Origin of the sequence: Tabrizicola sp. (assembly GCF_041911175.1) — a bacterium.
Lineage (GTDB): Bacteria > Pseudomonadota > Alphaproteobacteria > Rhodobacterales > Rhodobacteraceae > Tabrizicola.
Window position 1 is genome coordinate 25,527 of sequence record NZ_JAYRPN010000017.1, and the last position, 13,172, is coordinate 38,698.

The 13,172-nt window shown below is 64.9% G+C and carries 13 protein-coding genes; 10 read left to right on the forward strand and 3 right to left on the reverse strand.

What is annotated here, in order from left to right:
* Positions 1–275: 275 nt before the first annotated feature.
* The 5 genes from ACE3P6_RS02305 to ACE3P6_RS02325 are packed head-to-tail and all read left to right on the forward strand — an operon-like array spanning position 276 to position 7,656.
* Positions 276–1,862, forward strand: a complete 1,587-nt coding sequence (locus ACE3P6_RS02305; RefSeq protein WP_374391339.1) for a trimethylamine methyltransferase family protein — start codon at positions 276–278, stop codon at positions 1,860–1,862.
* Between the two features lie 27 nt (positions 1,863–1,889).
* The gene (locus tag ACE3P6_RS02310; protein ID WP_374391340.1) at positions 1,890–2,609 is read left to right on the forward strand and encodes a 4'-phosphopantetheinyl transferase superfamily protein; all 720 of its coding nucleotides are present in this window, start codon (positions 1,890–1,892) and stop codon (positions 2,607–2,609) included.
* Positions 2,599–5,250 carry an AMP-binding protein gene (locus tag ACE3P6_RS02315; protein WP_374391341.1) on the forward strand — a complete coding sequence of 884 codons (2,652 nt, stop codon included), beginning with the start codon at positions 2,599–2,601 and terminating at the stop codon, positions 5,248–5,250. Before ACE3P6_RS02310 ends, ACE3P6_RS02315 begins: the two co-directional genes overlap by 11 nt.
* Before the next feature lie 32 nt (positions 5,251–5,282).
* Positions 5,283–6,506 (forward strand): M24 family metallopeptidase, encoded by a 1,224-nt coding sequence (locus ACE3P6_RS02320; protein ID WP_374391342.1) that lies wholly within the window; start codon positions 5,283–5,285, stop codon positions 6,504–6,506.
* A gap of 46 nt (positions 6,507–6,552) precedes the next feature.
* Positions 6,553–7,656, forward strand: a complete 1,104-nt coding sequence (locus ACE3P6_RS02325) for a mandelate racemase/muconate lactonizing enzyme family protein (RefSeq protein WP_374391343.1) — start codon at positions 6,553–6,555, stop codon at positions 7,654–7,656.
* A 63-nt stretch (positions 7,657–7,719) separates the two neighbouring features.
* Here ACE3P6_RS02325 and ACE3P6_RS02330 read toward each other — a convergent pair whose 3' ends face one another.
* Positions 7,720–8,118: an SRPBCC family protein gene (locus tag ACE3P6_RS02330; RefSeq protein WP_374391344.1), complete on the reverse strand. Its 399-nt coding sequence runs from the start codon at positions 8,116–8,118 to the stop codon at positions 7,720–7,722.
* A complete protein-coding gene (locus ACE3P6_RS02335; protein ID WP_374391354.1) occupies positions 8,054–8,896 on the reverse strand; it encodes a Rieske 2Fe-2S domain-containing protein in 843 nt (280 codons plus the stop codon). The genes ACE3P6_RS02330 and ACE3P6_RS02335 overlap by 65 nt, the downstream gene beginning before the upstream one ends.
* A 41-nt stretch (positions 8,897–8,937) precedes the next feature.
* Here ACE3P6_RS02335 and ACE3P6_RS02340 point away from each other — a divergent pair, with 41 nt between their 5' ends.
* Positions 8,938–9,372 carry a 2Fe-2S iron-sulfur cluster-binding protein gene (locus ACE3P6_RS02340; protein ID WP_374391345.1) on the forward strand — a complete coding sequence of 145 codons (435 nt, stop codon included), beginning with the start codon at positions 8,938–8,940 and terminating at the stop codon, positions 9,370–9,372.
* Positions 9,373–9,425: 53 nt separating this feature from the next.
* Here the strand turns inward: ACE3P6_RS02340 and ACE3P6_RS02345 are convergent, their stop codons facing one another.
* Entirely contained in the window at positions 9,426–10,250 is an 825-nt protein-coding gene (locus tag ACE3P6_RS02345) for a citryl-CoA lyase (protein ID WP_374391346.1), read from the reverse strand.
* A 303-nt stretch (positions 10,251–10,553) separates the two neighbouring features.
* Between ACE3P6_RS02345 and ACE3P6_RS02350 the strand changes: the two genes are divergently transcribed.
* The 4 genes from ACE3P6_RS02350 to ACE3P6_RS02365 form a co-directional block, all read left to right on the forward strand.
* The gene (locus tag ACE3P6_RS02350; RefSeq protein ID WP_374391347.1) at positions 10,554–10,967 is read left to right on the forward strand and encodes a RidA family protein; all 414 of its coding nucleotides are present in this window, start codon (positions 10,554–10,556) and stop codon (positions 10,965–10,967) included.
* Between the two features lie 85 nt (positions 10,968–11,052).
* The gene (locus tag ACE3P6_RS02355; protein WP_374391348.1) at positions 11,053–11,841 is read left to right on the forward strand and encodes an SDR family NAD(P)-dependent oxidoreductase; all 789 of its coding nucleotides are present in this window, start codon (positions 11,053–11,055) and stop codon (positions 11,839–11,841) included.
* 19 nt (positions 11,842–11,860) lie between these two features.
* Positions 11,861–12,697: a polysaccharide deacetylase gene (locus ACE3P6_RS02360; RefSeq protein ID WP_374391349.1), complete on the forward strand. Its 837-nt coding sequence runs from the start codon at positions 11,861–11,863 to the stop codon at positions 12,695–12,697.
* Between the two features lie 17 nt (positions 12,698–12,714).
* Positions 12,715–13,172 (forward strand): AMP-binding protein (locus ACE3P6_RS02365; RefSeq protein ID WP_374391350.1); only part of this gene is annotated, 458 nt, incomplete at its 3' end.

Consider the following 13,172-nt stretch of genomic DNA (forward strand, 5'->3'; position numbering starts at 1 on the left):
CTGATTGTTTCATCCAAAAGCCATCTTGCTAGACATCAGGGAATCTATTCATCCCCATACCGCCCGGCGGATCGGCGTTGGAAGATTTGGACTGCGGAGTCGAATTTATTTGTTGACAGGTCGGAAGTGCCCGATAGTGTCCTACATACCGAAGGGTTTGAAACTTTGCCTCTGCGGACAGTTTCCGCACTTGAAAGGCAACGATGACCTGCACCGGGCTCTGCCCCGGCCGATGGCCGTGACGGAAGCCTCCCTCGAACCGAGAGGCCAACGAGATGTCCGAACTCCTCAAAAAACGCAGCCGCGCCACTGGCGGGCGCGCGGCGCGCCACGCCCATCGTAAGGCGACGCCGACCGGGGATCTTGCGCCCGTCCGGGGTGGGTTCGAGGGCGGGACCTACAAGCCGCTGAAGGAGCCGGATCTCGAGAAGGTGCATGAGGCCGCCCTCGAGATTCTCGAGACCATCGGCATGGGCGACCATATCGAAAGCTGGAGGGACCTGATCTGCGCCAACGGCGGCTGGGTCAACGAACACAACCGACTGTGCTTCCCCAAGAGCATGGTGCGCGATGCCATCGCGAAGGCAGGGCGCAACTTCACCCTGCACGGGCGCGATCCCAAGCACGACATGTATGTGTCGGGCGGGCGCGTCTACTACACCGGGGGCAGCGCCACGGTCCAGGCGCTCGACATCAACACCGGCGATTTTCGCCAGACGTTGCTGCAGGACCTCTACGATTATTCCAGGCTAGAGGACAGGCTCGACAACCTGCATTTCGTGATTCGCCAATGCATCGCCAATGATCTTCCTGAGGCGCGCGATCTGGACATCAACACTGCCTATGCGGTGATGAGCGGAACCTCCAAGCACATCGTCACCAGCTTCTTCCAGGCCGAGCATCTGCGCGAGGCGATTCGGATGTATGACATGTCGCTCGGCGGCGAAGGACGGTTCCGCGAACGGCCCTTCGCGCAGGCGATCGTCGTGGTTTCGGTTTCCCCGCTGAAGTTCTCGCCCGAGGGTTGCGAGGTTCTTACAGCCGCAGTCGAGGAGGGCATGCCCGCGATCATGGTCTCCGTGCCGCAATCGGGCGCCACCAGCCCCGCGGCGCTGGCCGGACACCTGGCGCAGGGCCATGCCGAGGTTCTCGCATCGCTGACCTATGTCAATCTCCTCAAGCCCGGCCACCCGGTGCTGTTCGGGAACTGGCCCTTCGTGACCGACATGCGCAGCGGCGCCTTCATCGGGGGCGGCGGGGAATTCGCCGTCCTCGCGGCGGCAGCGGCGCAACTTGGCCGATATCTCGACATCCCGACCGGGATCGCCTCCGGCATGTCCGATTCCAAGCTGCCCGACGCGCAGTCCGGCTGGGAGAAGGGCTTCCTCACAGTCATGCCCGGGCTTGCCGGGGCCAATCTGGTCTATGAGGCGGCGGGCATCCTGGCCAGCGTGATCGCCTCGAGCTACGAGGCCTTCGTCATCGACAACGACATGCTCGGCAACGTCCTGCGCGCCATCCGCGGAATCGAGGTCAATGACGATACGCTCGGGCTGGAACACATCCGCGAAGCGGTCGAGGGCGTGGGCCATTTCCTGGGGGATGCCCAGACGCTGAAGCTGATGGAGTCCGAGTATTACTATCCCCACGTTGCGGACCGGCAGAACATCGGCGGCTGGAAGGCAGCAGGCGCGACCGATATGCGCGAACGCGCACGCGCGACGGTGCGAAAGACGCTCTCGACGCATTTCCCCCGGCACATCGACGATGAAACCGATGCAAGGATCCGTGCGAATTTCAACATCCGCCTCGACCGAACGGTGATGAGCCCGGGTTCCGGCCGATGGTATGATCGTGAATAGACCATTCGGTCGGGGAGTGTGGACGGCATGAGCTCAGCCTCGACAGCCGTGATCAATCGGAGACGTGCGGCCGGCCGCCGTGCAGCAGAAATCTGGCTGGTGGACGCAGCGCCGGCGCATACCGTTCGGGCGCGGCTGCGGGGTGCGAGCCACCAGTTGCTGCGGCAGGCGCTCGGCCAAGCCGCCGGCTGCCGGCCGGAGAATATCGCACTTGACCATGACGGCGGAGGACGGCCGTTCGTGTCCTCGCCGCCTGCGGCAGTGTCGCAGCGCATCAGCCTTTCCAGGACGGACGGCGTGATGGCGGCTGCTCTGTGCCACGGCGCCGACATCGGCATCGACATCGAGCATCTTCGCTATGACCCGTGCAGGCTCGACTACGTCCTGCAGACCTTCGGCCCCGTGGAGCGGCAGGCGGTCGGGCGCGCGCGCGACAGGGGGCATCGTATCATCGAGATATGGACGCTCAGGGAAGCCATCGGCAAGGCACTGGGCCTGGGGCTGGACATCGATCCCGAGGGTGGCCGGATGGATGCCTCCGACCTGCACTCTTCAAGGACGCCGGGCGGTCTCATCCGCGCCATAGCTGGCCGCACCTGGTGGCTCTCGCTCTTGGCGCCCCGACCAGACCTGCGTCTGGCGGTGGCGGTGAAAGGAACGCGCCCACCAGGCGGGGTTCGCTTGCGCTGGCTGGGCGATGCGGGCGGTGACCCTGAAACAGAGAAGGAGCCATGCCATGGCTGGTGAAGCAGATATCCCAGAAAACGGTGCGGGCAAGGTCGGGGGGCTCTGGGTCGTCAATCCGACGCCGCGGCCCGGGGCGCGACTGCGGTTGATCTGCGTACATCATGCCGGCGGGAGCCCGACCTATTTCGAGGCCTGGCCGGATCTGCTTCCCGACGAGGTTGAAGTGCTTGCGGTCGGGTTTCCCGGCCGTGGCGCGCGGCGATCCGAGCCGCTCTTACGCGATCTCGATACGGCGGTCGCCGGGATCGTGGCCGGGCTGACCCCGTATCTGGACCGGCCCTATGCCATGTTCGGCGACAGTATCGGAGCGCTGGTCTGCTTCGAGGTCATCCGTTATCTGCGCCGTGCCGGGTTGCCGCTTCCGGCCCGGCTGTTCGCTTCCGGCATGGTGGCGCCCCATATCGTCTGGTGGAACCCGGATCGGCCGCTGCACCGTGCGCCGGATGACGAGTTGTTCCAGGGGCTGGTCCGGGATGCCGGCATGCTCGACGAGAAATCGCTTGCCGACAAGGATCTGCGCGCGGTGATGCTGCCGGTGTTGCGCGCGGATCTGGAGATCGCTGAGACCTACACCTACCGCCCGGAGCCGAGCCTCCCGGTTCCCGTCACGGCGATCCGCGGAGAGCAGGACATTCTGCTGACGCCGGAACAACTGGAAGGCTGGTCGAAACACACGGACGCCGGTTTCGAGCACCTCACCCTACCGGGAAACCACTTCTATTCGCGCGACCGGCGGGCCGACCTCATGGCCGTCATCGTCGACCGGCTGAGGGACGACCTGGCCAAGTTCCCGCCTTCCGTCGCGGACGGCATCACTGTGGCGTATCCGCGCGCCAGCATGCACGCGGTCTTCTCCCGCCAAGCCACGGCGACGCCCAATGCGACGGCACTGGTGTACCGGGATGAACGCTACAGCTATGCCGAGCTGGATCGCCTGACCGATGCCTTCGCGCGCTGGCTGATCCACAAGGGGGTGCGGAAAGGAGACCTCGTCGGGATATTCATGGAGCGCTGCGCCGACCATGTCATCGCGCTGATGGCGATCAACAAGGCAGGCGGCGTGTTCATGCCGCTCGACACCGCCTATCCGCCCGAGACATTGCAGCGTTTTGCCGAGGCCTCGGGCGCCCGCATTTTCCTGACCCGGGAGATATGGTTGAAGAACGTCCCCGAGGCGGCGCGTCAGGGCCGATCCTGGGTGATGCTCGACGCCGGCTGGCCGAGTGCCCTGGGGATCGACGCATTCCGCGATATCGACACCGTCCTGCCCGCAGTGGCGGCAGACGACCTGGCCTTCGTCTCGATGTCGTCGGGCACCAGCGGCGCGCCGAAGGGCATTTGCCAGACCCACCGCGCCTCGCTCAACGCCTATTGGCACCGCTACGCCACCGCCCCCTACGGACCGGGTGAACGCGAGGCCTGCAACGTCTATTTCATCTGGTATGTCTGGCTGCCGATCCTGAAGGGTGCTGCTGCCTACATCGTGCCCGACGACATCATCTTCGATCCAGCACCCTTCTCCGACTTCATCAGGGAGAACCGGATCACGCGCATGACGATCTCGCCCTCGCTTCTGGGGCGCATCCTGCAGACACCCGGTCTCGACCATGCGAGGCAGCTCGCTTCGTTGCGGAACGTGACAATCATCGGTGAAGTGGTCCCAACGGCGCTGATCCGCGAGTTCCACGCCGTCCTTCCCGATTGCACGCTGACCCAGGCCTACGGCTGCGCAGAAACCCATGATGCCGCGTCCCGGCCGGTCACGCCCGCCATTCTGGGGGCGCTCGAGAAGGTCGCATCGACCGGCGGCCCGCAGGCCAACCAGAGAATCTACGTTCTGGACGAGAACCGTCAGCCGCTGCCGCGCGGCATCCCGGGCGAAATCCATGTCGGCGGAGACAGCCTGGCCGCGGGTTATTTCAAGGATCCGGCGAATACCGCGGCCCGCTTCGTTCCCGACCCTCTCCGGCCCGAAGCAGGCCTCCTGTTCAAGACGGGAGACAAGGGGCGGATGCTGTCGAACGGCGATCTGCAAGTTTTCGGACGTATCGATTCGATGGTCAAGCTGCGTGGCTACAGCGTGATGCTGGGCGTCGTCTCGCAGGCCCTGCTGGACTTCCCCGGGATACGGAATGCGGTCGTCGATGTGGCGATGGACAGCGCGACCGGGCGACCGGACCATCTGGTCGCCCATGTCGTGGCGGAGGCCGACAAGGACTGGTCGACACGGCTGTGGCACTTCCTCAAGGCCCGGTTGCCCCACTACGCGATCCCGGCCTTCGTCGTGCCGCTGCGGTCGCTGCCGCTGGACCAGCGCTCCAACTCCAAGATCGACCGCAAGGCGCTTCCGAAGCCCGGCCATGAGCACCGGCTTCTGGCGGCAACCGAACGTGTCCCGCCCAGGGATGCCGTCGAGGCGGCGCTTGCCCGCGCCTGGTGCGAGGTGCTGGCGGTGCCGGAGGTGGGGATGGGCGACGATTTCTTCGCCCTCGGCGGACATTCCCTTCTTGCCGCGGAACTCTGCGGTCGAGTGAACGTGCGCCATGGCTGGTCGCTCAGGGTGATCGAGATGTTTCGCACACCGACCATCGCCGGGCTGGCGGAGCACCTGAAGGAAAACGGAGCCACCGTCCCGGCGTGAGGATCACGGGCCCGGAGCAAGGAGGGGAGCAGATGACGCCAGACAGTAGAATCCTCTCGGACGACTGGGCCGACCTGTCGCGATTCCGGCCCCTGCCCGAGATCGACCAGGATCGGCTGTTCGCCTACCGGCTGGGCCGGATCCGCGATGCCCTGCGCCGGGAGGGGGCAGCGATGGTCATGCTGGTGAACCCCATTACGCTTCGATACGCGGTCGACTACCGCACATACCAGTTGTGGCAGGCCCATGCCCACACGACCTATGCCTTCGTCCCGGTCGAGGGGCCGGTCGTGGTCTACAACGCCTATGGCCATCCGCCGGGCGCAGACGAGGTCCGCACCGGCCGGGCGAACACCTATTTCGACGGCGCGACGGAACTGGGCGAGAACGCCCGCCTGCTGGCGAAGGATGTCAGCGACTTCCTGTCCGAGATCGGGTCGGACAACCGCCGGGTGGCGATCGAATATGTCAATCCGAGCCTGACCCAGGCCCTGCTGCAGCGCGGGCTGGAGGTCATCGACGGGGTCAACGTCTCGGAAGCCGCGCGGATCGTCAAATCCGACGACGAGATCGCCTGCATCCGCTGGGCCGTGGAGGTTGCCGAGCACGGCATCGCGCAGGTCAAGGCGGCGTTGCAGCCGGGAGTCAGCGAACTCCAGCTCTGGGGACTGCTGAACTATACCAACCTCGCGAACAACGGCGACTGGCACAACGGGCGCATGCTCGCCTCCGGGCCGCGGATCAATCCCTGGCTCCAGGAAGCCTCGCCGCGGCGGATCGAGGCGGGCGACCTCGTCGGCTTCGACACCGACATGGTCGGGCCGTTCGGCTATTTCGCCGATATCTCGCGAACCTTTCATTGCGGGCCGGTGAAGCCCACCAAACGGCAAAAGCAGCTCTACCGGCTGGCGCATGACGAGGTCGACTACAACACCCGCCTGATCCGGCCGGGCGTGACCCTGTCCGAGCTTCAGGCGCAAGCCTGGCCGGTGCCCGAGGAGTTCCACCAGAACGCCTATGTCTGCATCCTGCACGGTGTCGGCATGACCGACGAATTCCCCCGTGTGAACCCGGTCTTCCGCGGCCCGACCCCTTATGACGGCGTCATCGAGGAGGGCATGGTTCTCTGCGTCGAAAGCTACATGGGCGCGGTGGGCGAACGGGATGGCGTCAAGCTTGAGCAGCAGGTTCTGGTGACCGCGGACGGCACCGAGCCGATCTCGACCTATCCGCTCGAGGAGAGCCTGCTGTCCTGAGCCGGCCGGTTCCGGCACCCACGCAACCTTTCGACAGGAGTCCGGAATGAAAATCACGCGCATCGCCCTTCACGCCTTCGAACTGCCGCTGGCCAAGCCGCATTTCCTGTCCCGCGGGCGCCGCTTCGATCGCTTCGGCTCATCGGTCATCAGGATCGACACCGACGAGGGGCTTTCCGGCTGGGCAGAGGTCTGCCCCTGGGGGTCGTCCTATCTGGCGGCCTTTCCCGGCGGGGTGCGGGCGGCGGTGACCGACATCGCGCCGGCACTGATCGGAGAGAACCCGCTGAAGCCCGAGCAGATCTACCGGACCATGGACCAGGAGCTCGCCGGCCATTCCTACGCCAAGGCCCTGATCGACTTCGCGATCTGGGACATCGTCGGCAAATGGGCGGGCCGACCGCTCCATGACATGCTCGGCGGCAGCGAGGAGCCCGCTCCCCTGCTCTCGGCCTCGCTGCATCTCGACACGCCGCAGGGGATGGTCGCCGCCCGCGACAAGTTGCGGGCCGAAGGCGTCTCTACCTTCTCGGTGAAGATGGGACAGGGCATCGCCACCGACTGCAAGGTCATCGAGGCTTTCGAGAGCACGCGGCTGCCGGAAGAGCGCAACGTCTATGACGCGAATGGCGGCTGGAGCCCGCTGGAAGCCATCACCATCATGAACCGCGTGCCCCAAGGCGACATCACCTTCGAGCAGCCCTGCGCCACCTACGAGCAATGCCTCGGCGTCCGCGGGAAGACCCGGCAGGCGATCTCTCTCGACGAATGTCTGGGCGACTTGCAGACCGTGCTGCGCGCGATCTCGGACCAGGCCTGCGAGGCGGTAAACATCAAACTGGCGCGGGTCGGCGGCTATACCAAGGCGCGGATCATCCGCGACGTGCTGCTGTCCTGCGACCTGTCTATGTATGTCATGTGCATGGCGGGAACCGCGTTGAGCGACACTATCTCCGCGCAATTCGCCAAGACGGTGCCGGAAAACCGCCTGATCGGAACCTGGAGCTGCCAGGATCTGGTGACGCTGGACATCTGCCCGGGTCAGGGCGCCCGCCCCTCGAACGGACGCGTGGCGCCGCCGGATCTGCCCGGGCTGGGCGTGGTGCCCGACGAAGCGTTGATCGGGGCGCCCGTGGCAGTTTTCGGCTGACCCGGCCAGCCACGCTGTCCGGTCGCATCGGCGGAAAGCGCCGCCGGGTTCAGGCCCGGCGGCTCACTCGTCCATCATCTTAAGATAGATGTCGAGCACAGGCCGCAGGGCACCTTCGGCGCGCGGGTTCAGCGGACCTGGAACAAAGGTGCGCGACAGCACGCCCTTGTAGTTGCGCTCGCACAGCTGCTTGTCTTCGGCATTGGTCGCGCGCCAGACCTCGGCGACCTTGTCGACCGAATAGTCCTGGCCCTCGACCGCATCGTCGCGGACATACCAGTAGCTCGTCCATACGACCTCACCGACCGAAAGCGGATTCATCACATGGATGATCGCATGGTCGATATGGAACAGGACGCGCGTCAGGACCGGCAGCAGGCCCAGACCCTCGGCCACCTCAAGCTCCAGCGTCTGATCCTCGGCGTGTCTGCCGAGGGGCTTGCTGACCAGATCGCCCGTCATCCGTCACGAAGCCCTTGCGCAGCGGCTCGCCACCAAGGAAGCAGGTGCCGCCCCAATCCGCCGTCTGGTCATAAGAGGACTGGATGTCGAAGGCCACGCCCAGTTCCGGGTGCGAACCGGCGCAATGGTAACATTCAAGGTAGTTTTCCAGCAGGGTCTTCCAGTTTGCCTTGACCAGCAGCCGGTCGCGGCAGACTTCCTTTAGCCTTTCGGGCTCGAGCTTCAGAAGCCCGGCAGGCGGGTCGCCGAGGGTCTCCGCCAGGGTCTGTTCGGGGTGGGATGACAGGTTGATGAAGATCATCCCGGCCCAGACCTCGACCGCGGCCATGTTCAGCGACAGCTTTTCGTAATCGATACATTCCGCGTCGGGCATCATCGGTGCGCGCTTGAGCCGGCCATCCAGTTCGTAGGTCCATTGGTGGTAGGGACAGACGAAGCGTTTCACATTGCCCGAAGGGGCTTCGGTCAGCAGCGAGCCCCGATGCTTGCAGACATTGAAGTGCGCCCGGATGCTCTCGGCGCTTTCGCGCACGATGATCAGATTTTCCCCGGCAAAACTGTGCAGGAAGAAGTCTCCAATGTTCGGGATCCGGGACACTTGGCCGGCATAGCTCCACTGCTTGAAGAAGATCTGCCGGACCTCCTTCTCGAAGATGTCGGGCGAGACATAGTAGTCGCGTGTCAGCGTGGCATCGGTTGCGCGACTGATCTTCGGCTTTTGCGCGGTGGCTGGCTGGGCTGGCGGCCTTCGCCCGATCGGACGGATCGCCCTGTACAGCCGGTTTCAGACGGAATGTTACCCATCGGCTGCGGGGTGGCTTGAGCATTCCGTCTCCAATCGCGCTTGATGGCGATATTGACGATGAATATACCAACTGGTATGCAGTAAAATCAATACAGTATGAAATACGATCTCATTGGTCAAACTCTGGGAAGTTGACGGCAACTGTAGTATTTCACGTCGATGGTGAGACATTCGAGGTCGAATCCAAAGGCGAGGCGACCCTGATGGAACTCGCTCTGCGCAACAATATCCCGGGGATCGAGGGTGAGTGCGGCGGAAACACCGTCTGCGGCACCTGTCATATCGTGCTGCAAAAGAATGAAGCCGACTTGTTGCCGGCGGCAAAGGGTTCCGAACTGGATATTCTTTCGGCCTTTGACGAGACCGAAGCCACCTCGCGCCTGGCATGCTGCATCAGGTTGGCGGATGTCCCGCCTGAGATGAGCGTGGCGGTCAAGCCTTTGTTCTAAGCCGCAGGGCAGTGGTTATGCGCGATCGTTGGCTCTACAGCCCCAGATGACGATCACTTGTCCAGTGGCCAGCCCACCGCCGCAGCGTCTGCAGCGATGTCGCGGCGAACGCGGGCGTAAGTCACCTGATCGTCGGGGATGATCCGGTTGATCGCACCGGACTGCAATTCCTCGGAAATATGGGCCACCAGGCCGGGGAAGGTCGAAAGCAGCGCGAGCCCGGTCATCTCGGCCGGGGTAAAGCCCATCTGGGTCATGATCCCGGCTAGCATTCCGACATCGTTCATCACCAGGTCGGGCTTGTTCGCCGCCGCCTGAAATGCGCGGTGAACCGCAGCATACCATTCGTTCGCCTCGCCCCAGACGCCGTTTTCGATCGCGATGACGCGCAGCCGTTCGGCCCGTGGATCGGTTCCACGGAAGACCGGATGGCCGAAGCCCGGCACCCGCCTCTTCGCGGCTCGCAACTCGGCAACCAATCCGGTTGCATGCTCTTCGACCGGGATGCCGGAGCCTTTCCAGGTGGCAAGACCATCGGAGATGAACCGGCCAGTATCCTCAGGCGAGACTGCATACTCGCCCGCGCCGAGCATTGCGGCCGAGAGGCCGGCGGTCATCCGGGGATTGACCGAGACGATGACCCGCGCCGCGACTGTGCCGGACTTCTGCAAAGCATAGTCCAGGATCGAGGACAGGATAACATCCATCATCCGCGCCTCGCCCGGCGTGGGAATACGGTCGCGGATCAGGAGGAAGGCAATGGCCGAAAAAGGCAGGCGGCCGATCAGTTGCTGCATCGGATAGCCACGGATGAAGATGTCCTCGGGCGTGATGTCGCTGACGGCGGAAACCCAGTGGGAGGGCGTGGACTTGGTCATTGGACGGTTCCTTGATCGGACGTTTGGCCAAAGCTGCGCGCTGACGCCGGACGGATGGTGTTGCAATCGGCTCGGGGCGAGGTGAAGTTGATTCGCGACGCCAGCATGGCCCCCTGCAACTCATGTACATACCAAGTAGTCTAAAATACCCACTTGGTCAATTTTCATGCCGATACCCTCAGTATGCACCGATTCTCAGACCTGAATTGTTGACCATTGGGTATTTTTATCCGTATCATCGGTTCGCAGCGCAGGGTGGTTGCCTTGTGCATCGCCACCAGCAGGCAACCCGGAGGACGACCCATGACGCTCACTGCAATCAATCCGCCCGGGCAAAGCTGGCCCGGTGTCTCGATGGGGGTGCTGGATCGCGCGACGGGCCTCTTCGCCTCCACCGGCCATGTTGGCACCGGCCCGGACGGCGACCCGGTCATGTCCTCGGCGGAGGACCAGGTGGTGGCGCTGTTCGAGAACCTGAAGGCGACGCTCGCCGCCGCCGGTCTCGGCTTCCAGCATGTCGTACAGATGAAGAGCTACGTCAAATCCTACGATCCGGAATTCATGTCGGCGTTCCGTGCGGTTCGGCTGCGATATTTTAATCCCCGCTGCCCGCCCGCCAGCGTGATGGTTCAGGCCGGGCTTTACGACGAACGGCTGTTGGTCGAAGCCGAAGTCCTTGCCGTGGGGCCTGGACGCGAAGCCGGCACCGCCGAGTGAAAACACTGACCTTTTCGGCCTGGCGAGGACGCCCGGCCAATCCCAGCCCGGGATATCGACTCCCGGATCGAACAGGAGAGCCGAGATGTCGGAATTTGCAGATCGCACCATCGTCATCACGGGAGGCGAGACCGGGATTGGCCGTGCCACTGTGCTCCATCTGGCGCGCGCTGGCGCGCGGATGGTGATCGGCGGCATCCTCGAGGACGAGGGCGCCGCCACCCTGAAGGCCGTGGCCGAGGCCGGCGGCCAGGCCGAATTCCACCGCACCGATGTGCGCGATGCCGCCCAGGTGGACGCGCTGGTCGACGGAGCTGTACGCGACCATGGCCGCATCGACGGGCTGATCGCAAATGCCGCAATCTTCGACGGCTTCGCCAGCGGCATCGACACCACCGATGCGCTGTGGGACCAGATACTGAACGTCAACCTGCGCGGAACCTTCTTCGCCTGTCGCGCCGCGCTACGCCACATGGTCGCCGCGGGCGCGGGGCGCATCGTCAACGTCGCCTCGGTCGGCGGGCTGGTCGGCATGGCCGATGGAGCCTCCTACACCGCGTCGAAACATGCGGTGGTCGGGCTGACGAAGCATCTCGGCTGTTACTACGCCGGCAATGGCATCGCGGTGAACGCAGTCTGCCCCGGCGCCATCGAGACCAACGTGCGCGGCAACTCGCAGCGCATCCTCGGCCCCGACGCGCCGCCGATGGGTGGCGTAGGAACCGATCCGGACTGGCTGAGCCGCGCCGTCCCCATGCGGCGCAAGGGCCGGGCGGACGAGATTGCCGGAGTCATCGCTTTCCTGCTGTCGGACGCGGCCAGCTATGTCACCGGCCAGTGTTTCACGGCCGACGGTGGATGGTCGGCGAAATGACCTGCTCGGACCTTCTGCCATGACCACCGTCTGCCTTTCCTTCGATTTCGACGCGGTGTCGCTCTGGGTCGGCAGCTTCCGGCAGACCAGCGCGACGCCGGTGTCGCGCGGCGAATATGGCACGATGGTCGGCCTGCCGCGGGTGCTGGAGCTTCTGGCGCGCAAGGACGTGCGCGCCACCTTCTTCGTGCCCGCCCATACCGCCGTGTCCTACCCGCAGGAGACGCGGCGCATCCTGGCGGAAGGGTATGAGATTGGAGTGCATGGCGACTGCCACGAAACCCCGGTCGGTCTGGCAGAGGGCGAGGAGGCGCGGCTTCTGGACCGCGCCCTTGCCCGCCTGCGCGAGGCTCTGGGGGAAAGGTTCCGTCCCATGGGTTATCGCTCCCCGGCCTGGGACCTCTCGCCGGAGTCGGTGGCCCTGCTGAACGAGCGCGGCTTTCTCTACGACAGCAGCATGATGGCCGACGACTTCACCCCCTACCGCGCCCGCACCGGCGACCGCGTGGATCAGGAGATGCTCCAGCCCGGCAGGCCCACGCCGCTGGTGGAGATGCCGGTCGCGTGGGAGCTGGACGATTTCCCGTATTTCACCTTCCTGAACAAGCCGCTGCACGGGCCTATGCGCACGCCCGAAGAGGTTCTGGCTTGCTGGCGGGCCGAGTTCGACTGGTGTCACGATCATGTGCCGGAGGGCGTGTTCACCCTGACCATGCACCCCCAGATCATCGGTCGCGGCCCGCGCATCGACATGCTGGGGCGGCTGATCGACCACATGCAGGCCCGCGGCGCGACCTTCCGCACCCTGGCCGAGGAAGCCCGCCGTCAGGACGCGCGGCTTCCCCCGGCCTCCTGATCCGTTCCGGTGAGCCCATGACCGACACGCCCTCCGCCCGGACCGTCTTCGCTGCCCTTGTCGAGGCAGCGGAACGGGGACCGCAACGCCCCGCGCTGGTATTCGAGGGCGAGATGCTGACCTATGCCGGGCTTCTCGACGCGGTGGAGCTGGCAGCCTGCCACTTACGGGCGAGGGGGATCGGCCGGGGATCGGTCTTCGCAGCCTACAGCCAGAACCGGCCGGAGCTGATGTTCTGCTATTATGCCGCCGCCCGGCTCGGGGCGGTCTTCGTGCCGGTCAACCCGAACCTCACGCCTTCCGAGGTGGCCTATACGGTCGCCCACAGCGGCGCCGCGCTGCTGTTGCATGACGATGCCGTCGCCGATCCGGCCGGGGAGGCGGGAACCGGGGTGGCGCTGCTGCCGATCGGCGACTTGCGCGCGCCTGCCCCCGGCGTTGCACCCGAACCGCCTGCCGAGGTCGCGCCCGGCGA

What these genes read in the sequence shown, in the direction of transcription:
- ACE3P6_RS02305 (WP_374391339.1), top strand. Translation starts at nt 276, where the DNA reads ATGTCCGAACTCCTCAAAAAACGCAGCCGCGCCACTGGCGGGCGCGCG.
- ACE3P6_RS02310 (WP_374391340.1), top strand. Translation starts at nt 1,890, where the DNA reads ATGAGCTCAGCCTCGACAGCCGTGATCAATCGGAGACGTGCGGCCGGC.
- ACE3P6_RS02315 (WP_374391341.1), top strand. Translation starts at nt 2,599, where the DNA reads ATGGCTGGTGAAGCAGATATCCCAGAAAACGGTGCGGGCAAGGTCGGG.
- ACE3P6_RS02320 (WP_374391342.1), top strand. Translation starts at nt 5,283, where the DNA reads ATGACGCCAGACAGTAGAATCCTCTCGGACGACTGGGCCGACCTGTCG.
- ACE3P6_RS02325 (WP_374391343.1), top strand. Translation starts at nt 6,553, where the DNA reads ATGAAAATCACGCGCATCGCCCTTCACGCCTTCGAACTGCCGCTGGCC.
- ACE3P6_RS02330 (WP_374391344.1), bottom strand. Translation starts at nt 8,118, where the DNA reads ATGACGGGCGATCTGGTCAGCAAGCCCCTCGGCAGACACGCCGAGGAT.
- ACE3P6_RS02345 (WP_374391346.1), bottom strand. Translation starts at nt 10,250, where the DNA reads ATGACCAAGTCCACGCCCTCCCACTGGGTTTCCGCCGTCAGCGACATC.
- ACE3P6_RS02350 (WP_374391347.1), top strand. Translation starts at nt 10,554, where the DNA reads ATGACGCTCACTGCAATCAATCCGCCCGGGCAAAGCTGGCCCGGTGTC.
- ACE3P6_RS02355 (WP_374391348.1), top strand. Translation starts at nt 11,053, where the DNA reads ATGTCGGAATTTGCAGATCGCACCATCGTCATCACGGGAGGCGAGACC.
- ACE3P6_RS02360 (WP_374391349.1), top strand. Translation starts at nt 11,861, where the DNA reads ATGACCACCGTCTGCCTTTCCTTCGATTTCGACGCGGTGTCGCTCTGG.